General features: G+C 40.8%; 20 protein-coding genes and 2 pseudogenes. 8 read left to right on the top strand and 14 right to left on the bottom strand.

Going from position 1 to position 24,761, the window contains the following annotated elements; all coding sequences use genetic code 11:
- Positions 1-47 precede the first annotated feature (47 nt).
- Positions 48-545, top strand: coding sequence for a GNAT family N-acetyltransferase (locus KFO40_RS15395; RefSeq protein ID WP_211146540.1), 498 nt, complete (start codon positions 48-50; stop codon positions 543-545).
- Positions 546-617: 72 nt separating this feature from the next.
- Here the strand turns inward: KFO40_RS15395 and KFO40_RS15390 are convergent, their stop codons facing one another.
- The 3 genes from KFO40_RS15390 to uvrA all read right to left on the bottom strand — a co-directional run bounded on the left by KFO40_RS15390 (position 618) and on the right by uvrA (position 5,768).
- Positions 618-2,177, bottom strand: coding sequence for a peptide MFS transporter (locus KFO40_RS15390; protein WP_008022801.1), 1,560 nt, complete (start codon positions 2,175-2,177; stop codon positions 618-620).
- A 97-nt stretch (positions 2,178-2,274) separates the two neighbouring features.
- Positions 2,275-2,754 carry a Cys-tRNA(Pro) deacylase gene (gene ybaK, locus KFO40_RS15385; protein ID WP_015530970.1) on the bottom strand — a complete coding sequence of 160 codons (480 nt, stop codon included), beginning with the start codon at positions 2,752-2,754 and terminating at the stop codon, positions 2,275-2,277.
- A gap of 188 nt (positions 2,755-2,942) precedes the next feature.
- On the bottom strand, positions 2,943-5,768 hold the full coding sequence (gene uvrA / locus KFO40_RS15380) for an excinuclease ABC subunit UvrA (RefSeq protein WP_117809203.1): 2,826 nt from the start codon (positions 5,766-5,768) through the stop codon (positions 2,943-2,945).
- Between the two features lie 158 nt (positions 5,769-5,926).
- On the opposite strand from uvrA, the gene KFO40_RS15375 reads away from it, so the two are divergent.
- The gene (locus KFO40_RS15375; RefSeq protein WP_055234755.1) at positions 5,927-7,693 is read left to right on the top strand and encodes a LysM peptidoglycan-binding domain-containing protein; all 1,767 of its coding nucleotides are present in this window, start codon (positions 5,927-5,929) and stop codon (positions 7,691-7,693) included.
- A 7-nt stretch (positions 7,694-7,700) separates the two neighbouring features.
- Positions 7,701-8,435, top strand: a complete 735-nt coding sequence (locus tag KFO40_RS15370) for a porin family protein (RefSeq protein WP_004312709.1) — start codon at positions 7,701-7,703, stop codon at positions 8,433-8,435.
- A gap of 288 nt (positions 8,436-8,723) precedes the next feature.
- Here KFO40_RS15370 and KFO40_RS15365 read toward each other — a convergent pair whose 3' ends face one another.
- From KFO40_RS15365 to KFO40_RS15345, 5 genes are all read right to left on the bottom strand, one after another.
- Positions 8,724-9,167, bottom strand: a complete 444-nt coding sequence (locus KFO40_RS15365; protein WP_004312708.1) for a DUF4293 domain-containing protein — start codon at positions 9,165-9,167, stop codon at positions 8,724-8,726.
- Between the two features lie 106 nt (positions 9,168-9,273).
- Positions 9,274-9,609: a DNA-directed RNA polymerase subunit omega gene (locus tag KFO40_RS15360; protein ID WP_004299989.1), complete on the bottom strand. Its 336-nt coding sequence runs from the start codon at positions 9,607-9,609 to the stop codon at positions 9,274-9,276.
- Positions 9,610-9,623: 14 nt separating this feature from the next.
- Positions 9,624-10,427 carry an outer membrane protein assembly factor BamD gene (locus KFO40_RS15355; protein ID WP_004312707.1) on the bottom strand — a complete coding sequence of 268 codons (804 nt, stop codon included), beginning with the start codon at positions 10,425-10,427 and terminating at the stop codon, positions 9,624-9,626.
- A 422-nt stretch (positions 10,428-10,849) separates the two neighbouring features.
- Positions 10,850-11,275 (bottom strand): amino acid-binding protein, encoded by a 426-nt coding sequence (locus KFO40_RS15350; protein WP_008022809.1) that lies wholly within the window; start codon positions 11,273-11,275, stop codon positions 10,850-10,852.
- Between the two features lie 130 nt (positions 11,276-11,405).
- Complete coding sequence (locus KFO40_RS15345; RefSeq protein WP_008022811.1) at positions 11,406-12,704, bottom strand: phenylacetate--CoA ligase family protein; 1,299 nt, start codon at positions 12,702-12,704, stop codon at positions 11,406-11,408.
- A gap of 135 nt (positions 12,705-12,839) precedes the next feature.
- Here KFO40_RS15345 and uvrB point away from each other — a divergent pair, with 135 nt between their 5' ends.
- Positions 12,840-14,870 (top strand): excinuclease ABC subunit UvrB, encoded by a 2,031-nt coding sequence (gene uvrB / locus KFO40_RS15340; RefSeq protein ID WP_008643821.1) that lies wholly within the window; start codon positions 12,840-12,842, stop codon positions 14,868-14,870.
- A gap of 343 nt (positions 14,871-15,213) precedes the next feature.
- Here uvrB and KFO40_RS15335 read toward each other — a convergent pair whose 3' ends face one another.
- Positions 15,214-15,915 (bottom strand): SGNH/GDSL hydrolase family protein, encoded by a 702-nt coding sequence (locus KFO40_RS15335; protein WP_008016251.1) that lies wholly within the window; start codon positions 15,913-15,915, stop codon positions 15,214-15,216.
- Positions 15,916-16,260: 345 nt separating this feature from the next.
- Here KFO40_RS15335 and KFO40_RS15330 point away from each other — a divergent pair, with 345 nt between their 5' ends.
- The 3 genes from KFO40_RS15330 (at position 16,261) to KFO40_RS15320 (ending at position 18,247) form a co-directional block, all read left to right on the top strand.
- Positions 16,261-17,067, top strand: a complete 807-nt coding sequence (locus KFO40_RS15330) for a KilA-N domain-containing protein (RefSeq protein WP_008022818.1) — start codon at positions 16,261-16,263, stop codon at positions 17,065-17,067.
- 3 nt (positions 17,068-17,070) lie between these two features.
- Positions 17,071-17,547, top strand: coding sequence for a hypothetical protein (locus tag KFO40_RS15325; RefSeq protein ID WP_074705229.1), 477 nt, complete (start codon positions 17,071-17,073; stop codon positions 17,545-17,547).
- A 271-nt stretch (positions 17,548-17,818) separates the two neighbouring features.
- A complete protein-coding gene (locus tag KFO40_RS15320) occupies positions 17,819-18,247 on the top strand; it encodes an Hsp20/alpha crystallin family protein (protein ID WP_004300008.1) in 429 nt (142 codons plus the stop codon).
- Between the two features lie 162 nt (positions 18,248-18,409).
- On the opposite strand, the gene KFO40_RS15315 is transcribed toward KFO40_RS15320, so the two are convergent.
- From KFO40_RS15315 to KFO40_RS15295, 5 genes and pseudogenes are all read right to left on the bottom strand, one after another.
- Positions 18,410-19,525, bottom strand: coding sequence for an ABC transporter permease (locus KFO40_RS15315; RefSeq protein ID WP_087317737.1), 1,116 nt, complete (start codon positions 19,523-19,525; stop codon positions 18,410-18,412).
- An 88-nt stretch (positions 19,526-19,613) separates the two neighbouring features.
- Positions 19,614-20,717 (bottom strand): ABC transporter permease, encoded by a 1,104-nt coding sequence (locus KFO40_RS15310; RefSeq protein ID WP_055234764.1) that lies wholly within the window; start codon positions 20,715-20,717, stop codon positions 19,614-19,616.
- A gap of 2 nt (positions 20,718-20,719) precedes the next feature.
- Positions 20,720-22,189, bottom strand: coding sequence for an ATP-binding cassette domain-containing protein (locus tag KFO40_RS15305; RefSeq protein WP_211146539.1), 1,470 nt, complete (start codon positions 22,187-22,189; stop codon positions 20,720-20,722).
- Between the two features lie 17 nt (positions 22,190-22,206).
- Positions 22,207-23,118: pseudogene (locus tag KFO40_RS15300) on the bottom strand (HlyD family secretion protein).
- A 16-nt stretch (positions 23,119-23,134) separates the two neighbouring features.
- Entirely contained in the window at positions 23,135-24,394 is a 1,260-nt protein-coding gene (locus KFO40_RS15295) for a TolC family protein (RefSeq protein ID WP_141409353.1), read from the bottom strand.
- Positions 24,395-24,567: 173 nt separating this feature from the next.
- Between KFO40_RS15295 and KFO40_RS15290 the strand changes: the two are divergent.
- Positions 24,568-24,761: pseudogene (locus KFO40_RS15290) on the top strand (type II toxin-antitoxin system RelE/ParE family toxin); the annotation flags it as partial.

Below are 24,761 nucleotides of genomic sequence, written 5' to 3'. Positions count from 1 at the left end.
ATAATGGCTATATTTGTGCCCGTTAAACCATAAAATAGAAAATACGTATGTTTACAATTCGAAAAGCAACGGTAGCCGATTGCGAGCTTATTCATACGATGGCAAAGGAGGTATTCCCCGCCACCTACAAGGATATTTTATCTCCTGAACAACTGGATTATATGATGGACTGGATGTATGCTCCTTCCAATGTGCGCAAGCAAATGGAGGAAGAAGGGCATGTGTATTCCATCGCCTATAAAGAGAATGAGCCATGCGGATACGTCTCTGTGCAGCAACAGGAAAAAGATGTATTCCATCTTCAGAAAATCTATGTTCTCCCCCGCTTTCAGGGTACGCATTGCGGCAGTTTCTTATTTAAGGAAGCAATCAAATGCATCAAGGAGATACACCCGGAACCTTGTCTGATGGAACTCAACGTGAATCGTAATAATAAAGCCTTGCAGTTTTACGAACACATGGGAATGAGAAAGTTACGGGAAGGTGATTTCCCGATTGGCAATGGGTATTATATGAATGATTATATTATGGGATTGGATATTTAATAAACCAAAATGCCCCGGAACAAGTATCGTGAATGTTCCGGGGCATTTTGTTATTTAGTCAATGACGGGATTCTATTTCGCTACGCGTTCCAGCCATTTTACCATTGAAAGCATTACAATCATAGAAGCACCTGTTGCGCCTACAAATACTAACCAGCAAGCCCAGATAGGAACAGTGGTATAAAGAATACCACCGATAAACAGCAGTGAATTACCCACAGCTGTTGCAGCTAACCAACAACCTTGCATTAATCCCTGCAAATGAGGAGGAGCCACCTTAGATACAAACGATAATCCCAGAGGAGAAATGAACAATTCGGCAACTGTAAGGATGAAATACAGACCGATCATAATCCACGGAGTCACACGAATAGCATTTATTTCAGCAGCACTCATAGTACCCAACACCTCTTTCGAAGGCAATGTAAAGGAGAATACCATCAAGAATACATACGCTAATGCGGCAATACCCATACCGATGGCAATCTTCATCGGGGTAGAAGGTTCTTTACCATTCTTTTTCATTGAGCCGAACATCCACATGATAAATGGAGTCAGGAATACAACGAAGAACGGATTAACGCTCTGGAATATTTCAGCTCCCTTGATCTGCGTAAAACCTAAGTCGATATTAATAACACTCAAATCCACATAGTCACGGGCAAAATAAGTCAAAGAATAACCATTCTGGTGGAAAGATAACCAGAAGAAAATAACAACACCGAATACTGCAAACAAAGCATAGATACGTTGTTTGATTTCAGTAGCGCTCATTTGGATTTCTTCCTTATTCACAGTCGCAGTACCTTTACTGGTTTCCAATTTAGTCGCAGGATCCGGGAAGCGTTTCTTATTTGCCATATAAATAATCAGCGAAACAAGCATAGCACCAATAGCAGCCATAAAAGCATACTGAAAACCACGGTTAAACACATCAAGGTAGTTATTAACAAACATACCCATATCTGTTACAGGAGTCCCGTCAAGAACAACACTCTTAGCCAAAGTTGTCAGATTCTCCATTGCTTGTGGAGCCATATCATTTCCTTTTTCTAAATATTGATGGCACAATTCAGGTAAAGTGGCATCATAATCAAAGTTGTTCACCTTCAACCACCAGTTGCGCACACCAATAGCAATAAACGGTGCAAAAACAGCTCCAATATTGATAAACATATAAAATATCTGGAAACCGGCATCACGTAGGTTTGAATATTTAGGGTCATCGTACATCTGGCCTACCAAAGCCTGCAGATTTCCTTTAAATAAACCATTACCAAAAGCAATCACCAAAAGTCCGAAACAGGTTAATCCCAAGTAAAGAGCCATACTAGGAACAGGGGTCGGAGTAGGAATGGCAATAATCAAATAACCGATAGCCATTAATATCAGCCCTACTAAAATAGTGCCTTTGAAATTTTTCGTCTTATCAGCAATAACACCTCCCGCCAAAGCTAAAATATAAATGGAAGCATAGAACGCGGAATAAATGTATCCGGTAGTTGTCTCGGACAATCCAAATTTCGCTGAAATAAACAATGTCAAAATCGCCATCATAATATAGAAGCCAAAACGCTCTCCCATATTAGCTAAAGCTGCAGCAATCAGACCTTTAGGGTGTTTACTGAACATAGATATAAGTTTTTAGAATTAATAAATGATTGATTTAAATAAATATTTCTTGCAAATATATACTTTTTCTTGAGTTTTTGCACAATGATTTGTTAAACTACTCCTCAAATAAACGACAAATTTCTGCTCTGGATTCACGAATCAAATCTTCCGGAGCTATTTTTATCTGAAGTCCCCGTACCCCGGCACTTACATAAATATACGGAAATTCCCGGCTGGTTTCATGAATATAAGTAGGAAAATGTTTCTTCATGCCGATAGGCGAACACCCTCCCCGGATATATCCGGTAAGTGGCAGAAGTTCTTTTACGGGAATCAAATCACACTTCTTATTACCCGATGCTTTAGCTGCCAGTTTCAAGTCAACTTCATGTTCTCCCGGAATGATACAGACAAAATATCCGCTTTTATCGCCATGCAGGACAAGAGTTTTAAACACTTGCTCAATGTTTTCTCCTAAATCTGCTGCTACATGAACAGCACTTAAGTCGTTTTCATCCACTTCGTAGGGAATCAGTTCATAGGCTATCTTAGCCTTATCTAACAGCCGTGCGGCATTTGTTTTATTGATTTTCATTTTCGTTGTATTTATACTTTCTGTATCTGATAAATAAAGAATTAGTGGGAGACAAAGTCCTCTATGACTTTTATTAAGGCACGGATTACACGGCTCTAATTAAATAAAAACCGTGTAATCCGTGCCTAATTAATATAGCTAGGGATAGTTGACTTTATTAGGAGAACGCCCTCACTCTATGCTTCAAATTAAAGCCCCAGTTCTTCGCGAAGAAACTTAGGTGTATATCCCTTAGGGCTCTTCGCAACCTCTTCTGGTGTTCCGTAACTAAGGAGTTCTCCCCCGCCCTTACCACCTTCAGGGCCCATGTCGATAATATAATCCGCTATTTTAATCACATCCAGATTGTGTTCGATGACAATAACTGTATTACCTTTATCCACAAGCTTATTCAGTACTCCCATCAGCACACGGATATCTTCAAAATGAAGTCCGGTAGTCGGTTCGTCAAGGATATAAAGAGTCTTGCCTGTATCTCTTTTCGACAGTTCCGTTGCCAGTTTCACACGCTGACTTTCTCCACCGGAAAGTGTGGTAGAAGATTGTCCCAACTTTATATATCCGAGTCCGACATCCTGCAATACTTTTATCTTATTCAAGATTTGCGGAACGTTTTCAAAGAATTCTACGGCACGGTTGATTGTCATATCCAATACATCGGCAATCGACTTTCCTTTGAAACGTACTTCCAGTGTTTCCCGGTTATAACGTTTGCCGTGACATACTTCACAAGGCACATATACGTCAGGAAGGAAATTCATTTCAATTGTCTTATAACCATTTCCTGTACAGGCTTCACAACGTCCGCCTGAAACATTAAAGGAGAAACGCCCCGGCTTGTAACCGCGAATCTTAGCTTCCGGAAGACCTACAAACAGATTACGAATATCAGAAAACACACCGGTATAGGTAGCTGGATTGGAACGTGGCGTACGTCCCAAAGGTGATTGATCGACATTCACTACCTTATCGATGTTTTCCAATCCTTCAATCGAATCGTATTCCAAAGGATCCTGCAAAGAACGGTAGAACTTCTGCGATAGAATCGGCTGCAGAGTTTCATTAATCAAAGTAGATTTTCCGCTTCCTGATACGCCTGTCACGCAAATTAGTTTACCTAACGGAAACTCTACATCAACATTCTTCAGGTTATTCCCTTTTGCTCCTTTCAGCCAGATAGATTTCCCGTTTCCTTTTCTACGCTTGGCGGGGATTTCTATCTTCATCTTTCCATTCAGGTATTGCGAAGTCATCGTATCGGTCTTCAGCATCTCCTGGGGAGTTCCTGCAAAAACAACCTCTCCACCGAGACGTCCGGCTTTTGGTCCCATATCGATGACATAGTCAGCAGCCAGCATCATATCCTTATCATGTTCCACCACAATCACGGAGTTTCCCATGTCACGGAGTTCTTTCAAGGAGTTGATAAGACGTAAATTATCACGCTGATGCAGACCGATACTCGGCTCGTCGAGAATATAAAGCACATTCACCAATTGAGAACCAATTTGTGTAGCCAAACGGATACGCTGGCTCTCACCACCGGAAAGGCTGACAGAACTACGGTTCAACGCCAGATAATCCAAACCAACATCCAGCAGGAACTTCAAACGTGTACGAATCTCTTTCAGAATCTCCACTGATATTTTCTTCTGCTTATCGGAAAGGAACTCATCTACCTTCATCAACCAGTCATACAGCTCGTTGATGTCCATGTTTGCCAATTCATTAATATTCTTATCGTGGATGCGGAAATGCAGAGCTTCCTTATTCAGGCGAGCCCCTTTACATTCAGGACAAACCGTTGTTTTGGCAAATTGTTCCGCCCATTTCTGCGCTGTCGCAGAAGCATCTTTCTCCTGCAACATCTGAATATACTTCACCACTCCTTCATAGGTAACAAAGTAATCGGATGAAGTGCCGATCAGCGAACTCTTGATTTTAATCCGTTCGTCAGAGCCATACAACACTTCATCAATCGCATCGTCCGGCAACTCCTTAACCGGTGTTTTCAACGTTACATCGTACTTCTCAAGCAAAGCACCGATTTGCCAGAAAATCATCGCATTCTTATATTTTCCCAAAGGAGCTATCGCACCTTCGTAAATGGAAAGTTCACGATCGGGAATCACTTTGTCCACGTCAATCTGATTGACTACTCCCAACCCTTTACACTTCGGACACGCTCCTTGCGGTGAATTGAATGAGAAATTATGCGGAGCCGGTTCACGATAAGACAACCCGGTGACAGGACACATGAGTCGCTTACTATAATGCCGGATACTTTCGGACTGGGCATCCAAAATCATCATCAGCCCGTCTCCCTGACGCATGGCAGTTGCCACACTCTGTTTCAGGCGCCGGTCGTCTTTCTCTGCAACCACTAATTTATCGATAACCACTTCTACATCGTGGTTCTTATAACGGTCGAGCTTCATACCATGCGTGATTTCACGCACTTCTCCGTCTACTCGTACATATAAATATCCTTTTTTACGTATCTGTTCAAAAAGTTCTCTATAATGTCCTTTACGTGAACGCACCAATGGCGCCAGCAGATATATTTTCTTTCCTTTATAATCTTTCAGAATCAAATCCAGAATCTGCTCTTCGGTGTATTTCACCATTTCTTCCCCCGACAGATACGAATAAGCGATTCCCGCACGGGCATACAACAAACGGAGATAATCGTAGATCTCGGTAGTTGTTCCTACGGTAGAACGGGGATTTTTATTCGTTGTTTTCTGTTCAATGGAGATAACCGGGCTCAAGCCTGTTATTTTATCGACATCCGGACGTTCCAGATTGCCCAGGAAATTGCGGGCATAGGCTGAAAAAGTTTCGATATAGCGGCGCTGTCCTTCGGCAAAAATCGTATCGAAGGCTAAAGAAGATTTTCCACTACCACTCAATCCGGTGATAACAGTCAAGCTGTTACGGGGAATCTCGGCATCAATGTCCTTCAAATTGTGCACGCGCGCACCGTACACATTAATATATTCTGTTTCCTGCATATTCATATCCTTCCATAAATGTTGCAAAATTAATGTTTCCGCCCGAAATATGCTCCTAAAAAAGCACAATATTATTTTCTTAACTCAAATCTTATGAAGATATAGGGCATTATTTGTACCTTTGTTCCTTGATTTCAAGAACCAATAGTTATAATTTGATGAAACCGATAAACCGAATATTCTTATTTCTGCTTTTTATAAGCGTTTCATACGCTATCAGTTATGCACAGGAAAACCAATCTTATTTCTTGCATACCATCGAAAAAGGACAAAGCTTATACTCCATTTCCAAGATGTATAATGTCACTACGTCAGACATCATACGTCTGAATCCTGGTTGTGACGAAAAGATCTACGCCGGACAAACTATCAAAATTCCTACCGGGAAAGAAAGCCAGAAGGGAGAAACATTCCATACGATCCAAGCCGGAGAAACATTGTACAAACTGACAACGATGTATAATGTGTCCGCCAAAGATATTTGTGAAGCAAACCCAGGTTTGAGTGCCGAGAATTTCCGTATCGGACAAGTTATTCTGATTCCGCAGAAAAAAGAAGAACAAACTGACGCCGTAGTTCAAACGCCTACTGAACAATCGACTATTCAAGGTCCTGTCGTTCCGAGATGCAAAGATATGCATAAGGTAAAGCGCAAAGAGACTATATTCAGCGTGAGCCGTGAATACGGAATCAGCGAGCAGGAGTTGATTGACGCTAACCCGGAACTGAAAAAGGGCATGAAAAAGGGACAATTCCTTTGCATCCCCTACCCGGCAGCAACCACCGTACAACCTACACAGAAGGAAGATCCATACGCTGTTCCTCCCAGCAATAGCGAGCTTTTCCGCAAAAATAAGGAGACTCCCCAAAAGCTGTCTACTATTAAGGCTGCCTTGTTGTTGCCTTTCCAGGAAGACAAACGCATGGTGGAATATTACGAAGGTTTCCTGATGGCAGTAGACAGTCTGAAACGTACGGGCGTTTCTCTTGATTTATATGTATATGACAGTGGAAAAGACATTTCTACATTAAATACGATTCTTGCCAAAAACGAGATGAAGAGTATGAATATCATCATCGGTCCGATGCATCAGAATCAAATAAAACCATTGTCAGACTTCGCGGAGAAGAACGATATACGCCTGGTGATCCCTTTCTCTCAAAAAGGAGAAGAGGTATTCAAAAATCCTGCTATTTATCAGATTAATACGCCTCAATCTTATTTATATTCAGAGGTTTATGAGCATTTCACCCGCCAATTCCCTAATGCGAACGTTATTTTCATCGAACCGTCGAGTGCTGACAAGGAGAAAGCAGAATTTATCAGCGGCTTGAAACAAGAGTTGAAGAGCAAAGGAATTCCTATGAGAACCGTCAGCGAAAGCGCAACTAAAGAAACATTGAAAGCAACACTTCGCAGTGATAAAGAAAACATTTTTATCCCGACATCGGGCAGTAATGTTTTACTGATTAAGGTACTTCCTCAACTAACGTTGTTAGTCAGAGAGAATCCTGCAGAAAAAATTCACCTGTTCGGCTACCCGGAATGGCAGACTTACACCAGAGATCATCTGGAAAATTTCTTTGAGTTGGATGTATATTTCTACTCTTCATTCTATACGAATACATTGTTCCCGGCAGCCGTGCAATTCACCAACGCTTATCATAAATGGTATAGTAAAGATTTGGCAAGCAAATACCCCAATTACGCAATGCTTGGCTTCGACACCGGTTTCTTCTTCTTGAAGGGATTATCGCTCTATGGCTCGGAATTGGAAAACAATCTGCCTAAGATGAACCTGACGCCAATCCAGACAGGATTCAAATTCCAGCGCGTGAACAACTGGGGAGGATTTATTAATAAAAAAGTGTTCTTCATACGTTTCACTAAGAATTTTGAATTAGTAAAACTTGACTTCGAATAATACGAAAATGATAAAGATAAAACCATTTTTGATTGCAACACTCCTACTTACGGGATTTGCTCTTCCTGCCACTGCCCAAATTGGAGAAGCACGCAGCAATTTATCAGTAGGTGTCAATGGAGGTGTCAACTTAAACAGTGTTTCTTTCACTCCCAGCATCAAGCAAAATAGCTTGATGGGAATTACCGGAGGGTTGACGGCACGTTATATATCCGAGAAGTATTTTGCCATGATTTGTGGTGCACAAGTCGAATTGAATGTATCACAAAGGGGTTGGGACCAATTGTTTGAAACGGTATCATTGGACGATAACGGATATGAAGTCACCTCGAAGGATCCGAGCAAAACTTATACCCGCAAAATGACCTATATTGATATTCCTTTTCTAGCCCATCTTGCTTTCGGACGAGACAGAGGATTACAATTCTTTGTTCATGCAGGTCCTCAAATCAGCTTTCTGATAAGCGAATCGGAAACAATAAAAGGTATTGATATGAACACCTTATCCAATACACAGAAAGCCGTATACGGAGTTAAGATTCAGAATAAATTCGACTACGGTATTGCCGGTGGCGGCGGTGTAGAACTCCGAACAAAGAAAGCCGGCAGCTTCATCGTTGAAGGCCGTTACTATTTTGCGCTGTCCGACTTTTACAGCACCACAAAGAAAGACTATTTCGCCCGTGCAGCGCATGGAACAATTACCATAAAGCTCACGTACCTATTTGACTTGAAGAAATAAAATCCTCTCCCTCCTCCCTTTCGAGAGAAGGAGCTTGAATATCTACAAAGCATCGCTTTAGGGATACTCTTTAAATAAATAAGGCAACTAACTCGCAATGAATTAGTTGCCTTATTTGTATCTTTAAAACAGGGATATTCAGTAAATGCACCGTTTTAGGGATGCTAAAGCATAGCTTTAGAGAGCAAAAAGCATAGCTTTAGAGAGCAAAAAGCACCGCTTTAACTCTTATAAAGCGATGCTTTTCATTAATCATATTAACGAATTACCCAGATATAGGGAAAAGTCTTATCTCAATCTATCCGCAGCCTTTACCATCACCTCATCGCGTCCAATAGCACGAACAGCCAATATATTCAGAATGATGGAAATAAGTGGTAAACACAATGCCCAACCTACCCGGAACATATTTGCATCATTCTTCAACGCAAAATAAAAAGCAAGGGCAGCAATGTAATAACCGACCAACAACAAGCTATTGAAAATCGTCATGCGAATCTGCAACATACGGTTCTTATATAAAAAAATGGTAGCCACGGCAACGATAGTACTAAGCATCAGAATCCCGAATAACCCCCATGTAGACTGAAAAGCGTCGTTTATTTCCAATCCTAATGCCTTAAAAGGATGTTCGCCCATTGTATCAATGAAGTAACCTATCGGCATACACATAGCTGTAATCAGTAATCCTGCAACAATCAATAAATAAACAGTTTGAATTCGTTGAATCATAAGTATTCTAAAGTAGTTGAGTTAAACAATAATAGCCAAGCAATAAGGAGTAGGGATAATCATCCCACTTACTACTTGACTATCAAATTCTTCGTCAGAAAATAAATTACTGAAGTTTTTCTTTCTCCTTAGCCGGATTTCTATAATATATTTTCCCTTCGATGTATTCTTGCGTAGCAATCAAGTCCGGTTTCGGCAATTTCTCATAATAACGAGAAATTTCGATTTGCTCTCTATTTTCAAACACTTCTTCCAAGTTGTCATTGTAAGAGGCAAACTCTGCCAATTTCTTTGAAAGATCGTTTTTGATTTCTACACTGATCTGATTAGCACGCTTGCCAATAATGGCAACAGTTTCATAAACATTACCTGTATCAGCACAGAGTTCCATCATGTCACGGGTTACTGTTGTAGCAGGAGCATTCGTTTTTTTGTAGTCCATAAATCTATTTAAATTTAGTCTTTAATTACTTTCTGTGATTCATTGAATATTTTCTCGGCTTCTTTCAAATATTTACTTTCAGGAAATTCATTCTTGAAAGCATAATATTCGTCCACTGTTTCGCGATAACGATCCATCTTCTTGTCTTCTACACTATAGATAGCCATTTCGTGTCTTGCACGCAGAATCAAGATAGAAAGTTCTTCACGATAGTCAGTATAAGGATAATCTTTCAGTGCATTTTGAGCTGTGATTACACAAGACTCATAGTTATTGCCTAAATAATTACCCAGATTATAATATAATCTTGCAGAATAAAGTTCTTTCAAAACCAGCTTATCCTGCAAAGCAAAAATCATATCCTGTGCTTCCTGCTTCTTTGTGCTGTTCGGGAAATACTCCATGAACATCTGCAACTGCTGGATAGCCTGATAAGTGCTTGATTGATCCAAACGTGGTTCCGGGGTATCCAGGAATAAAGCTTTACCTGCATGAAAACGTGCCAGTTCGGTAAAAGTGCCACGGGGATACGTATTGAAATAGGTGATAAATGTCTGGGCAGCTGTCTGATAATCTTTCTGATTATAATAACTCATTCCCAACATATACAAAGACTCTTCCGCTTTATCGGTTCCTTTCAGAATGGTTATCAACTCATTCAGCAACGTAGCTGAACGATTATACTGTCCCTTCGCAAAATAGTTTTTAGCGGCTTCGTACTTGTATTCGTAATCGGTGCTTTTCAGCAATTTATTGTACTCTCCACATGATGTCAGAGTAGCCGCCGCAAGCAAAGTTATAATGATATTTTTCTTCATCCTATTTAAAAATAATGCGCAAAGTTACTTATTCGCTGGGAATTTAGCAATTAATCTGTGTTTTTTAATACATAAAAGGCGTTAAACATCGACAAAAGGAGAGAAAATGACGTCGAATTGCAAACGCCAAACTGTAAACGGCAGGTAATAAACGAATCACACAGAAATCATGATTGACATAAACCTGACGAACAAACGTCAGATTCCTTGTTATAAGACAGAAAAAAACTTGTTATAAGGCAGAAAAAAAATAGTGACGGTATATGCCCGGGATAGTGACGGTATCGGTGAAGTATACCGTCACTATCCACATCGGATAGCGTCACTATTTTTTATAGCAAAAAAACGGCAAACAAATGTGTTATCCCATTCAAAGACAACGCAGCTATTTACCGTTCCCTGTTTATCGTTTACTGCTATATCTACAGCTTATACAAATCACTTGCAGCCAGCAGATCGACTTTCTTTTCTTTCAGTACCTCGATACATTTATCCAGATTGCTGGGGCGAATTACCACATTTGCAATATTGTTATTGGCAAACGAATACATATATTCAATAAATACACCCTCGTCTGATAAATATCCCAGCACTTTTGCCAAAGCACCCGGTATATTGGGACAGCTTATACCTACTACATCAGTCACATTCACTGCAAAATGATTATCTTTTAAAGCTTTGTATGCTTTATCCGGATCAGATACTATTCCACGCAAAATACCAAAATCAGCATTTTCGGCAATGCACAAAGCAGAAAGATTGATATTTTCTTTCGCCAGCACTTCAGTCACTTCCGTCAAACGGCCTGACTTATTTTCCAAAAAGATAGAAAGTTGTTTTGCTACCATATTTATTAAAGTATTAAGTAATAAGTAATAAGTATTAAGTAACAAGCATTAGGTATTAGGCAACAAGTATTACCGTAGTTCCAAGATCACCCGCATGGTTAATACTTAATACTTAATACCTAATACTTATTTATATTTTTCTATTATCAATCACACGTTTTGCTTTACCTACGCTACGCTCAATGCTGCGAGGCTCTACCAGTTTCACGTTGACTCCCAATCCAAGTACGCTTTGCAAACGTCCTCCCAGCTTTTTCTTCAAAGCCAGCATTTTGTTGATCTCATCAGAATAGAATTCCGGACGTACTTCAACCTGGAGCTCCATCGTATCGGTATTATTTTCACGACCCACTATCAACAAATAATGCGGTTCAAATTCTGCCATTTCAAGGATAACGGATTCAATCTGTGTCGGGAATACGTTTACACCACGGATAATCATCATATCATCACTGCGTCCCAAAATACGATCCATACGTACTAATGTACGACCGCAAGAACATTTATCATGATGCAAGGCAGTCAAATCACGCGTACGGTAACGGAGCAATGGCATACCCTCTTTGGTGAGGTGGGTAAACACCAGTTCGCCCGTTTGTCCCGGTTCAACCGGTTGCAAAGTATTCGGATCGATAATTTCCGGGAAATAATGGTCTTCATTCAAGTGAGTGCCGTTCTGACATTCGCACTCGTAACCGACACCCGGTCCGGCAATTTCACTCAACCCATAAATATCGTATGCTTTGATTCCCAGTTTCTCTTCAATTTCATGACGCATATTTTCCGTCCAGGGTTCCGCACCGAACGCACCGACTTTCAGTTGAAATTCTTCACGTGGCAAACCGGAATCTTTGATTGCATCTGCCAGGTAGAGCGCATAAGAAGGGGTGCAACAAAGCACTGTCGATCCGAAATCATGCATCAAGGTAATCTGTTTTTCAGTGTTGCCACTGGACATCGGAATAACAGAAGCACCAATATTCTCGGCTCCGGCATGTGCTCCCAGTCCGCCCGTAAACAGTCCGTATCCGTATGATACCTGAAAAATATCAGAACGGCCCGCTCCGTAAGCGGTAAAAGCACGTGATATACATTCCGCCCAAGAGGCCAAGTCCTTACGGGTATATCCGACAACCGTCGGCTTTCCGGTCGTTCCGGAAGAGGCATGAATACGTACAATCTGGCTCATCGGCACGGCACAAAGCCCGAACGGATAATTATCTCTTAAATCATGTTTCGTGGTAAACGGCAGTTTTACAATATCATCGATACTATTGATATCATCGGGGGTTATTCCCATTTCCTGCATCTTCTTTCGATAGAAAGGAGTGTTGTGATAGACGTAATCTACAATTTTCTTGAGTCGTATGCTTTGAATCTTGCGAAGACTTTCGCGGTCCATACACTCAATGCTCTCATTCCAAATCATGTGTTTCTGGTATTACTAGTTGTATGAATCTGTTTTTTGATATTAATATGTTGCAAAGTAAAGGATTTATTTGGAAAAATGATTTGTTATCTCGATTATTTTACCGAATATTGCTCCACTTTTTAGGATTTAACTATGAATTATGAACTAACATCAGCTTACAAACCTACCGGGGATCAGCCGGAAGCGATAGCACAACTGACTGAAGGGGTACTTCAGGGAGTTCCCGCACAGACTTTACTGGGAGTGACCGGATCGGGAAAAACATTTACCATTGCCAATGTGATCGCCAATATCAACAAACCTACGTTGATTTTGAGCCATAACAAGACATTGGCTGCCCAGCTTTATAGTGAGTTTAAAGGTTTCTTCCCCAATAATGCGGTAGAATATTACGTTTCTTACTATGACTATTATCAGCCGGAGGCCTATCTCCCGAGCAGTGATACTTATATAGAGAAAGATCTTGCCATCAATGACGAAATCGACAAGCTTCGACTCGCAGCCACTTCTGCCCTACTCTCCGGACGAAAAGACGTGGTAGTGGTTTCTTCCGTTTCTTGTATCTACGGTATGGGAAATCCTTCGGACTTCTACAAAAATGTCATTGAAATAGAACGGGGACGGATGATGGACCGCAATGTCTTTTTACGTCGTCTGGTAGACAGCTTGTATGTCCGCAATGACATCGACCTGAACCGTGGTAATTTCCGCGTTAAAGGTGACACCGTGGATATCTATCTGGCTTATACCGACAATCTGCTCCGTGTCACCTTCTGGGGAGATGAGATTGATGGTATAGAAGAAGTAGACCCGATTACAGGAGTCACCATTGCTCCATTCGACGCCTATAAGATTTATCCGGCCAATTTGTTTATGACGACCAAAGAGGCTACTCTCCGTGCTATCCACGAAATAGAAGATGACCTAACCAAACAAGTGGCATTCTTCGAGTCTATCGGTAAAGAATATGAAGCCAAACGACTATATGAACGGGTGACTTACGATATGGAAATGATCCGGGAGTTAGGGCATTGCTCCGGAATTGAGAATTATTCCCGTTATTTCGACGGTCGTGCTGCCGGTACCCGTCCTTATTGTCTGCTCGATTTCTTTCCGGATGATTTTCTGATTGTCATTGACGAAAGCCACGTAAGTGTACCCCAAATCCGTGCGATGTACGGAGGAGACCGTGCACGTAAAATCAATCTGGTGGAATATGGTTTCCGATTGCCTGCGGCTATGGACAACCGTCCATTGAAATTCGAAGAGTTTCAGGAAATGGCGAAACAGGTAATTTATGTCAGTGCCACACCGGCAGATTATGAATTGATTCAGTCTGAAGGTATCGTCGTAGAGCAGGTGATTCGTCCTACGGGACTGCTTGATCCTGTCATCGAAGTGCGCCCGAGCCTTAATCAGATTGACGACTTAATGGAAGAAATCCAGCTCCGCATTGAAAAGGAAGAACGCGTACTCGTCACCACACTAACCAAACGAATGGCAGAAGAACTGGCAGAGTATCTTCTTAATAATAATGTAAGATGTAACTATATCCATAGTGATGTCGATACATTGGAACGTGTGAAGATTATGGATGATCTCCGGCAAGGAATCTATGATGTGCTTATCGGAGTCAACCTGCTCCGTGAAGGACTCGATCTTCCGGAAGTGTCGCTCGTTGCTATTCTTGATGCCGACAAAGAAGGATTCCTCCGCTCCCACCGTTCACTGACGCAAACCGCAGGACGTGCTGCCCGTAATGTAAACGGCAAGGTAATCATGTATGCGGATAGGATGACGGATAGCATGAAACTGACGATTGACGAAACCAATCGCCGCCGGGAAAAACAGTTGGCATACAATGAAGCAAACGGAATTACTCCTCAACAGATTAAAAAGGCCAGAAACTTGTCGGTATTCGGTAATGCAAAAGAGGCGGATGAACTGCTAAAAGAAAGACATGCTTATGTAGAACCTTCTACTCCGAACATTGCAGCAGATCCGGTAGTGCAGTATATGAGTAAAGCGCAAATGGAAAAGAGTATCGAACGTACTCGCAAACTGATGCAGGAAGCAGCCAAGAAACTCGAATTTATTGAAGCTGCACAATACCGTGACGAGTTGTTGAAACTGGAAGATTTGATGAAAGAGAAATGGGGGTAAAAACTCCCCCTCTTCATATATTACATGAGAATTGCCAAGGGATAAAACTCTTAACAAACCTGTAACACAGGATTTAATCTATTAATTAGTGTTATAAAAACACCAATTAGCAGCTTATAATTTGCAAAGTTGCCAAAACTCCGTATCTTTGCACTGTGTTTTTCATAGTATTAGATTTAAGGTTAACAAAGGTTGGAGCAAGGCGTTGCTCCTTTTTTTATGTCTATACGTCATCTAAAACCTTTTCAACAACTATATCCATTAGAAGTGCACATTCACAATAAATGCTGCCTAACTTGATTATCAGACAGCATTTATATTTCAAAATTTACATCAATAAACCTTAGAGTGCTTTCTCAATAGCAGCTTTTATCAATGGCTCCATAATATCATACCCCTCGCCTGTCGGATGAACTCCATCTTTAGTATATTGGGGATTCAAGGCCTGATTTTCATCCACCATTGCCTTATAATAATTAACAAACGGAATTTTATTAGCTTTTGCATAAGCCTCTATCCGATCATTTAAAGATTTAATTTTCTGTGGAACATCTTTTATTTCCATTCTCCATTTAAATGCAGCGGCAGGCAATACGGAAGTCAGAATCACTTTTATCTTATTTGCTTTTGCCAATTCTGTCATAGAAACGATGTTTCCAAATGTATAATCTTCATTATAAGTTTGTGTATTTTCGGCGACATCATTGGTTCCGGCATTAATCACCACTAAAGCAGGAGAAAGATTAATCACATCTTCCCGAAAACGCAACAAGAATTGGTAAGAAGTCTGCCCACTGATTCCACGGCCGATATAACCGTTTGATTTGAAAAAGTCCGGATGAGTACGTACCCAGCCCTCCGTAATGGAATTTCCCATAAAAATAACTCGTTTGTCTTTCTTCGTCGCCTTTGGAAGTGCAGCATTTTGTTTTGAATAACGAGCTAAATTTCCAAAATCATTTTTCTGTGCATAGCTTTCTCCTATTGAGAAACTCAAGCAAACAACAGCCAATAACATCCATTGGCTTAATCTTCTTTTATCCATGTTTATATTAAGTATTAGTAATATGATATTTTGCACAAAGATAGAAAAAACTCCATACATAGACGCCCAAAATATCGAATAACCGTTAAGACGAAAGATGTTTTTCTTAATCTATGTTATATAACATGCTATTTTACTTGGATTATTTGCTAATTTCCCAGGAGTCCGTATCTTTGCAATGTGTTTTTCATAGTATTAGATTTAAGGTTAACAAAGGTTGGAGCAAGGCGTTGCTCCTTTTTTTATGCCTATATATTAGAAGTGAGTTTAACATACCTTGAATAAAAAGTGATATACATTTCTTTATTCCCAAATATAACTTTACCTTTACTGAAAAATCAGAATATGGCAAAGATTACAGTTCAGACCACAGACGTTACTATCTTAAAGATCAACGATACAGATTATATTTCTTTAACCGACATAGCTAAATACAAGACAACAGATGCTAATACTGTTATTGCCAACTGGCTACGTAATAGAATGACTATTGAATATCTAGGATTATGGGAAATATTATATAACCCCCATTTTAAACCCCTCGAATTCGAGGGGTTTAGAAAAGAAGCAGGTTTAAATGCATTCACTCTTTCTCCTCAAAAATGGATAGAAACGACCTGTGCTATTGGACTCATATCCAAATCCGGAAGATATGGCGGCACTTTTGCTCACAAAGATATTGCTTTCAAATTTGCAAGTTGGATTTCTGTTGAATTTGAGTTATATATAGTAAAAGAATTCCAACGTCTCAAAGAGCAAGAGCAAGCTCAAATTGGTTGGTCAGCGAAGCGAGAACTATCTAAAATTAATTATCATATTCATACTGATGCAATCAAGCAGCATCTTATCCCTCAAGAAATCACCCCACAGCAAGCATCCATGATTTATGCCAGCGAAGCTGATATCCTTAATGTAGCTATGTTTGGAATGACAGCCTTAGAATGGCGTGATACACACCCTAATTTAAAAGGTAATATTCGTGATTATGCCTCAATCAATGAACTTATCTGCTTATCAAACATGGAAAATTTAAATGCCGTTTTCATAAATGAAGGTTTGACACCCAAAGACAGACTTATCAAATTAAATCAAATAGCAATTCAACAAATGAGCATACTAGAAGATATCAAAAATAAAAAGTTATTGAAATAATTTATGGAACAACAAATTCAACTCAACGACCACAACAAGCAGGAGTATCCTCCTATGCATACAGCAGAGCATTTACTCAATGCAACCATGGTAAAAACCTTTGGCTGCCCGCGTTCTCGCAATGCCCACATCGAAAGAAAAAAGAGCAAATGCGACTATATACTTTCTTCATGTCCGACAGCGGAACAGATCCAATCCATTGAAGAGATAGTAAATGAAGCAATTAGTCAAAACCTACCTGTGACTGTTGAGTATATGACACATGAACAGGCCAAAGACATAGTAGATTTAAGCAAACTACCTGCTGACGCAAGTCCTACCCTTCGCATTGTCCGCATTGGAGATTATGACGCCTGTGCCTGTATCGGATTGCATGTATCAAATACTTCTGAAATGGGAACTTTCAAAATCATTAGCTATGACTATGACGAAGAAAGGCAAACATTAAGAATGAGATTCAAACTAATCGAGAAGAAATAGACATATTATCAAATTAATATCTATCTTATATAAAATAAATAAAAATAGAATACATTTTGTCATCATTATTGCAAAATTGGCATTATTATAATGACAAATAGACAATTTTAGTCTCAAAAATCACTTGGCATAAGGTTTGCACTTATAGAAGCGAACAACGGTTCGAGAGCAGACGATGGAAACCGGGACAACCGGTACCATCAGAAGTGAAAATACCGAAGTTCAAGAATAATTAACTGAATGTTTAACTTAAAGATAGGAGACTAAAATTATGATGCCTGTTAGAAGAACTCAAAGTTGGTTACCAAGTATCTTTAATGATTTCTTTGATAACGATTGGATGGTAAAAGCAAATGCTACTGCACCTGCAATTAATGTTTTGGAAACAGAAAAAGAATACAAAGTGGAATTGGCTGCTCCGGGTATGACGAAGGATGATTTCAATGTTCGCATTGATGAAGACAATAACCTCGTTATCAGCATGGAGAAGAAGACAGAAAACAAGGAGGAAAAGAAAGACGGTCGCTATCTGCGTCGCGAATTCTCATACTCTAAGTTCCAGCAAACAATGATTCTACCGGATAATGTAGACAAAGAGAAAATTGCTGCATCTGTAGAACATGGCGTTCTAAATATCGAACTTCCGAAACTCTCTGAAGAAGAAGTGAAGAAGCCAAATAGACAAATCGAAATAAAGTAATACAGTAACCACTTACTATTCACCGGAGACGGTGATGAAAAGGATCAAAAACAGCTCTCTCCCTTAAAGGGAAACGAGCTGTTTTTTTATTGTCTTTGCAGGCAATGCCGCCTTATTAACATAACATACCCACAGGGTTTTCGGACTGCCCCCTTATTATCTTCAGTTGTTCTTCCGATAGCTAATTACCGCCCAACTATTAAACACGACTGCAAAAAGCAACAATATTCCGAACTGCGGCAGCAAATCAAAGAAACCACTCCCCTTCAGATATATCATTCGCATCACCTCCATAAAATACTTCAAAGGATTGAATATCGTTATTATTTGTGCCCATTCCGGCATGCTGCTAATGGGGGTAAACAAACCGCTCATCAAAATCACCACCAACAAACAGAACCACATAACAAACATTGATTGCTGCATCGTTGCTGAATAGTTGGAAATGACTAGTCCGAAGCCGGACATCACCAGAACAAAAAGAACCGCGAAAAAGTAAATCAACAGAAAATGCCCGACAGGTACTATGCCATAAATTAACCAGGCTAATATGAAACACACCGTCAGCACCAGAAAACCAATCAGCCAATAAGGCAAGAGCTTTGCCAGAATAAAGACAAACTTCGGAACCGGAGTCACATTGATTTGCTCTATTGTCCCCACTTCCTTCTCGCTAACCACATTCAACGCAGGCAAAAAACCACAAATCAAAGTCAACAACATGACCATCAATGCCGGAATCATATAGAGCTTATAGTTCAGATTCGGATTAAACAATCCCTGCATATCAACCTGTATGGAGGGGAAAGCGCCGGAAACGGTAGCTGCTTCGGGATGTTCCGAACGTAGTTCGGCTGCATAATCATTAATGATAGAAGACAAATAAGAACTGCCCAGACCACCTTTCGTTCCATTCACGGCATTGGCCGCTATCAATACATGAGCATCCTCTCCATTCATCCAATCCCGTTCCAAATGCCTTGGAATTTCCATCACAATATCAGCCGTTCCAATTTCAATGTTTCGAAGACCTTCTTCATACGAGGCCGGTACTTCTACCAAACGAAAGTAAGTGGAGGCAGCAATCTTATTCACTAAACGTTGTGAAATAGCCGAATGGTCATTATCCACAATATTCAGCTGTATATTCTTGATTTCCAGATTTACCGCCCAAGGCATCAATAGCATAATCATGCATGGAAATACAAGAATCAATTTCGGAAGAAACGAATTGCGAAGCAATTGTTTAAACTCTTTTTCTATCAGAAACTTTATCATAAATAATTCTTCAATTTGCTGATATGCTTATATGTCAATGCCATGTAGTATAACACAGCCAATTGGCACATTAACATATTATTCTTATCTACTCCAATCTATACTTGAATTTCTTGATACTGATCGTAATAAGTACCGTCGCCATTAATAATAAGATGCCAATCTCCTTATATACCAATACAACAGGTACTCCTTCAATCATCAACTTTCGCACAGCCTGAATATACCAACGTGCCGGAAGTATATCCGAAATCCACTGAAGTATCAACGGCATACTCTCAATAGGGAAAATCATCCCCGATAAAAGCATCGTGGGCATCATCAACATCAAACCGGAAACCAGCATGGCTGCAACCTGTGTACGCGTGACTGATGAAATCAATAAACCCAACGCCAAGGATACGAAGATAAACAACAAAGAGACGGTTATCAACCAGAACAAACTTCCTACTACCGGAACATCCAGCACAAAGACCGAAAGTAAAAGAATTGTTATCAGATTGACAAACGACAACACAAAATAAGGCACAGCCTTTGCCAAAATAATAAATAGTGGCTTCACAGGCGAAACCAGTAATACCTCCATGGTCCCCGTCTCTTTTTCACGAACGATGGAAATCGAGGTCATCATAGCGCAAATCAGCATCAAGATCAACCCCATTACCCCCGGAACAAAGTTATAAGCACTCTTCATTTGCGGGTTATACAACAGTTTTATATCCGACGTTAAACGGGCAGCCGACATATTGGGCGGCATCATTTCCTGACCTACCATAGAAACAATTCCCGTTGCATAATTAACCTGCGAAGTCGACATATTCGGATCTGTCGCATCTACTACCAGCTGCACACGAGCATCACCCGTATAGAGATCATCTATAAAACGTTCGCTAAAAACAATCGCCATATCAACCTTATTCTTCAGAAAAGCAGCTTCCATTTCCTGGGGCGAATGAAAACGCGTGGTAACAGTGAAATATTCACTGGCGTCCAAACGATCAATAATCTTTCGTGTCACCACATCATTAGAAGGATCGAGTACCGCCAACCGGACATTTTTCACCTCTGTACTGATGGCAAAACCGAATAGTATAATTTGTACAACCGGCATCCCCAACAAAATCAGCATGGTTCGCCGGTCACGGAAAATATGATAAAATTCCTTCTTTACAAAAGCTATAAACTGTCTCATAATCAATCTGCTTTGCGCACCGCACCGCGGGCTAATTGCTGAAAAACATCATCCATCGTTTCTGCACCGAATTGTTGCTTCAGACGGGCAGGTGTATCAAGAGCTTTAATCTGACCGTCCACCATGATAGATATCCGGTTACAATATTCCGCTTCATCCATATAATGGGTAGTGACAAATATGGTGATTCCCTGGTCGGCTGCCTGATAAATCAATTCCCAGAACTGCCTTCTCGTAGCGGGATCTACTCCACCCGTCGGCTCATCCAGAAAAACAATTCTCGGCTCGTGGAAGATTGAAACTGAAAAAGCTAATTTCTGCTTCCACCCCACCGGAAGGCTCTTCACCAAAGTATCCCGCTCGTCAGCAAGCCCCAGGCGATCCAACAATTCTTCTGTCTTCCGCTCTATTTCTTGCTCTTTCATCCCATAAATCCCGGCAAACAGACGGATATTCTCCCACACTTTCAAATCTTCATACAGCGAAAATTTCTGGCTCATATAGCCGATATGCTTCTTTACTTGTTCAGCTTCCCGGAAAATATCATATCCTGCCACCTTTCCTATGCCTGATGTCGGTTTGCTCAATCCACAAAGCATGCGCATGGCTGTAGTCTTTCCGGCACCGTTAGCACCCAGGAAGCCAAATATCTCTCCCCGGTTCACCTGAAAGGAGATATGATCTACCGCTGTAAAATTACCAAAACACTTTGCCAACTGCTCCACTTCAATGACCGGAGCGGTTTCATGTCTCACCTCCTCCCGTTCCAAAGAAGGAGGACAAAGGATGGATGCAAATTGCTGAAGAATACGCTCGGGGGTATCAATGCCATGAATCTTTCCATGATTGATAAAAGCAATCCGGTCACATTGCCGGGCTTCATCCATGATGGGAGTAGAAACAACAATAGTAATACCCTGTTCCCGCAAGTTACGAAGCATTTGCCAAAATTCCTTGCGCGACACAGGATCCACTCCGGTAGTGGGTTCATCCAGGAATAAAATATCCGGTTTATGAATCAAAGCGCAACTCAATGCCAGTTTCTGCTTCATACCACCCGACAAAGCCCCTGCCCTTCTTTTCCTGAACGGTTCTATCTGCTGATAGATATCTTTAATTAAATCATAGTTCTCCTGAACAGTCGTATGGAATACGGTAGCGAAAAACTCCAGATTCTCCTCTACTGAAAGATCCTGGTAAAGTGAAAAACGACCGGGCATATATCCAACCTTCGTACGAATCTGTTTATATTCTGTTGCCACATCCAGTCCGCCAATCGTGGCCGTTCCCTTATCTGCCAGCAGCAAAGTAGTCAGAATACGGAATAAGGTACTCTTACCGGCACCGTCAGGACCTATCAGCCCAAAGATCTCTCCCCGTTCTACCACAAAAGAAACCTCTTTCAGCGCTTCCACCGTTCCATAGCTCTTGCCGACTTCTTTCACAACCACTATGGGTACATCCTTCTCCATCTCCCTGACTTTAATTTTTAATCTTCATTCTTTAATTTTACTCCGCCATACATACCAATCTTCAACGCTCCGTCATTCTTCACCGCAATCTTCACTGCATATACCAGATTAGCACGTTCATTCTTCGTCAAAATTGTTTTTGGAGTGAATTCCGAACGATCGGAAATCCAAGTCACTTCCCCCGGATAAGCTTTCTGCTCCGAGTTGCCATAGTCAGCATACACAGTCACTTGATCTCCCAGTTTCACTTTTGATAACTGTTCGGAAGTGATGTAAGCCCTCAAATACATACGATCCACTTCGCCCACCTTAAATAAAGGCTTGCCGATAGCCGCCAATTCACCGGCTTCCGCATATTTAGCCAATACTGTACCTGCGATAGGTGACTGAACATGACATTTAGCTAACTGATCCTCCACTTGCGCTACCTGTATAGCAACCGAATTGCCTTGTTCTGTAAGGCTATTCGTACTATTACGCAACGATGATTCCTGTGCAACGAGCTGCCGTTCGAGTAATTTGACTTGCGCGTCCCAATCATCCAGTTGTTTTTGATTGGCCGCACCTGCAGCAAGCAAGTTTTCCACCCGTTTCCTCTCACGCTCTGCCGTGACAATTTGCTGTTTGGTAGCGGCAATCTGTTTGGCAAGATCAGGACGCTGGTTTTCTACCGATTTCATACTGGCTTCCAATTGCAGTTTCTTTAAATACAATTGTACCGTATCTACCAACCCGATCTCCTCACCCGCTTTCAGCTTTGTTCCCTCTTCTACTTCCAGTCGTAGCAATTTTCAGGCAGCCTCGGCGGACACTATTACTTCCGTAGCTTCAAATGTACCGGTTGCGTCATAATCAGGTGTTCCATTTTCACAGGCAGATAACATCATCAGCGTTATCCCCCACATTCCTATTTTTGTTATTCTTTTCATATCCGGAGAAGTTATATTAATCATTTATTGTATATTTCAATTGATAAATTCCCATTAACCGTTGAATCTCATGCATAGTTTTCGACTGACGCGCCAAGCTCTCATTAGTCAGTTCACGTAACATTTCAGTCACGGTCAATGTTCCATTTGCCACCTTTGCTTCGGCAGCTTTACGGATATTTGTACGCAACCGGATTATTTCATCATCATCCCGCATTTGCTTCTCCAAAGAATGGATAGCCTGATCCTGCTGCGTCATTTCCAGTCTTGTATTGAAAAGGAATACATCCCGGTTATTATCCAGTTGCTGCCTTTTCTTCTCGATCACCCGACGGTCATTTTTCAAAGTATACAGACTACCGAAATTCCATGAAAGCCGGACACCTGCCATATAATAAGGAGAGAATTCATTCTTCAGCATATTCAATCCGGGATTTCCGTATGCCCCCTGTACAAACAGTCCGAACTGCGGAAGATGACGCACATTCAAAGCCTTCTCCTGCACTTGCAGTCCGGCTCCCTGTGCATCAAACAAAGCCAACTCCGGCCGACGAATCTCACTGACAGCCGAAACCGTACTTTGAGGTACAGGTTTCTCCAGCACCGTCTCCGGAGACAGTGCTTCTCCTACCAACAGCGAAAGCATTTTCAAATAAGCTGCCCGTGATGATACTAAATCAATTCTTTTCTGTTTTGTATTCAACTGCTCCACTTTCACTGCATCCAAATCAGCTTGATTGGCTATTCCATTTTCCACATAAGCAGTAATCTGACGATAATTTCTCTCTAACTCATCTTGTAACAATGTATTCTGTTTGATTTGCTCGTCCAGCAGGAGAATTCCAAAATAAAGATCATTCACACGGTCATTCAGCGCATACATATCTACATTCAGTTTTTCTTTCTCCACTTCAGCCTCTGCAATCGTCTGCTTCTTCTGCATACGGATTCCTCCCCCGTCCCATATCTTCTGTTGCAACTCCAACATGACCTGATATTGGTCTTTGGGCAATCCTTTTAAATCTACTCCGGGAAGTTTTACCGGAATTTCTGTGACATCACTTTGATAAGAGGCCTTAGCCGAAAGAGCAAATTGAGGTAAATATCCCTTGGCTGCATTTTCCAGATTATATTCCTTTGTCTTCTCCACTAAACCATACTGATGTACCAGCGGATAATTGTCCTGCGTCTTCCGCTGACATTCTTCCAATGTTATCTGCGCATACGCTCCTGCTACATACAGTAAAAAGGAGAAACTGAAAATCATTCTTTTCATATCCATTATTTCTTTGGTTTCTTCGAAAGACAAAGATAGGGATTTCCTGAATACAGTCACTCTCTATGAGTTGGCAAAATGTTCTGAAGAGATAATGGATAAAATGATGAGAAAAATTAAAGAAAAAGTAGCCTAAAATTGCTTTTATGTAATTTATAAGTTACCTTTGTAAAATGAAAGTAAGAGAAGTCATAACATATAAAGAATATTTTGATGATTTTTTCAAGAAACAACCACAGAAGGTTCGCGATAAAATCATCAAAGTGCTAGATATTATCGAGCAGATAGACCGAATCCCAACGACATATCTAAAATACATAGAAGGTACTAATGGACTATTTGAGGTTCGCGTGCAACTAGGCAATAA

The sequence above is a fragment of the Bacteroides sp. 1001302B_160321_D4 genome (genome assembly GCF_015667765.1).
GTDB lineage: Bacteria > Bacteroidota > Bacteroidia > Bacteroidales > Bacteroidaceae > Bacteroides > Bacteroides xylanisolvens.
Note: the sequence above shows the minus strand (reverse complement) of the source record. Positions and strands in the feature narration are given on the sequence as shown.

Coding starts and splice junctions, on each gene's coding strand:
- KFO40_RS15360 (WP_004299989.1), bottom strand. CDS start 9,609: ATGGACTACAAAAAAACGAATGCTCCTGCTACAACAGTAACCCGTGAC.
- KFO40_RS15355 (WP_004312707.1), bottom strand. CDS start 10,427: ATGAAGAAAAATATCATTATAACTTTGCTTGCGGCGGCTACTCTGACA.
- uvrA (WP_117809203.1), bottom strand. CDS start 5,768: ATGCAGGAAACAGAATATATTAATGTGTACGGTGCGCGCGTGCACAAT.
- KFO40_RS15335 (WP_008016251.1), bottom strand. CDS start 15,915: ATGGATAAAAGAAGATTAAGCCAATGGATGTTATTGGCTGTTGTTTGC.
- KFO40_RS15375 (WP_055234755.1), top strand. CDS start 5,927: ATGAAACCGATAAACCGAATATTCTTATTTCTGCTTTTTATAAGCGTT.
- uvrB (WP_008643821.1), top strand. CDS start 12,840: ATGAATTATGAACTAACATCAGCTTACAAACCTACCGGGGATCAGCCG.
- ybaK (WP_015530970.1), bottom strand. CDS start 2,754: ATGAAAATCAATAAAACAAATGCCGCACGGCTGTTAGATAAGGCTAAG.
- KFO40_RS15305 (WP_211146539.1), bottom strand. CDS start 22,189: ATGGAGAAGGATGTACCCATAGTGGTTGTGAAAGAAGTCGGCAAGAGC.
- KFO40_RS15365 (WP_004312708.1), bottom strand. CDS start 9,167: ATGATTCAACGAATTCAAACTGTTTATTTATTGATTGTTGCAGGATTA.
- KFO40_RS15330 (WP_008022818.1), top strand. CDS start 16,261: ATGGCAAAGATTACAGTTCAGACCACAGACGTTACTATCTTAAAGATC.
- KFO40_RS15390 (WP_008022801.1), bottom strand. CDS start 2,177: ATGTTCAGTAAACACCCTAAAGGTCTGATTGCTGCAGCTTTAGCTAAT.
- KFO40_RS15315 (WP_087317737.1), bottom strand. CDS start 19,525: ATGATAAAGTTTCTGATAGAAAAAGAGTTTAAACAATTGCTTCGCAAT.
- KFO40_RS15350 (WP_008022809.1), bottom strand. CDS start 11,275: ATGGTAGCAAAACAACTTTCTATCTTTTTGGAAAATAAGTCAGGCCGT.
- KFO40_RS15310 (WP_055234764.1), bottom strand. CDS start 20,717: ATGAGACAGTTTATAGCTTTTGTAAAGAAGGAATTTTATCATATTTTC.
- KFO40_RS15295 (WP_141409353.1), bottom strand. CDS start 24,394: ATGAAAAGAATGATTTTCAGTTTCTCCTTTTTACTGTATGTAGCAGGA.
- KFO40_RS15370 (WP_004312709.1), top strand. CDS start 7,701: ATGATAAAGATAAAACCATTTTTGATTGCAACACTCCTACTTACGGGA.
- KFO40_RS15345 (WP_008022811.1), bottom strand. CDS start 12,704: ATGATTTGGAATGAGAGCATTGAGTGTATGGACCGCGAAAGTCTTCGC.
- KFO40_RS15395 (WP_211146540.1), top strand. CDS start 48: ATGTTTACAATTCGAAAAGCAACGGTAGCCGATTGCGAGCTTATTCAT.
- KFO40_RS15320 (WP_004300008.1), top strand. CDS start 17,819: ATGATGCCTGTTAGAAGAACTCAAAGTTGGTTACCAAGTATCTTTAAT.
- KFO40_RS15325 (WP_074705229.1), top strand. CDS start 17,071: ATGGAACAACAAATTCAACTCAACGACCACAACAAGCAGGAGTATCCT.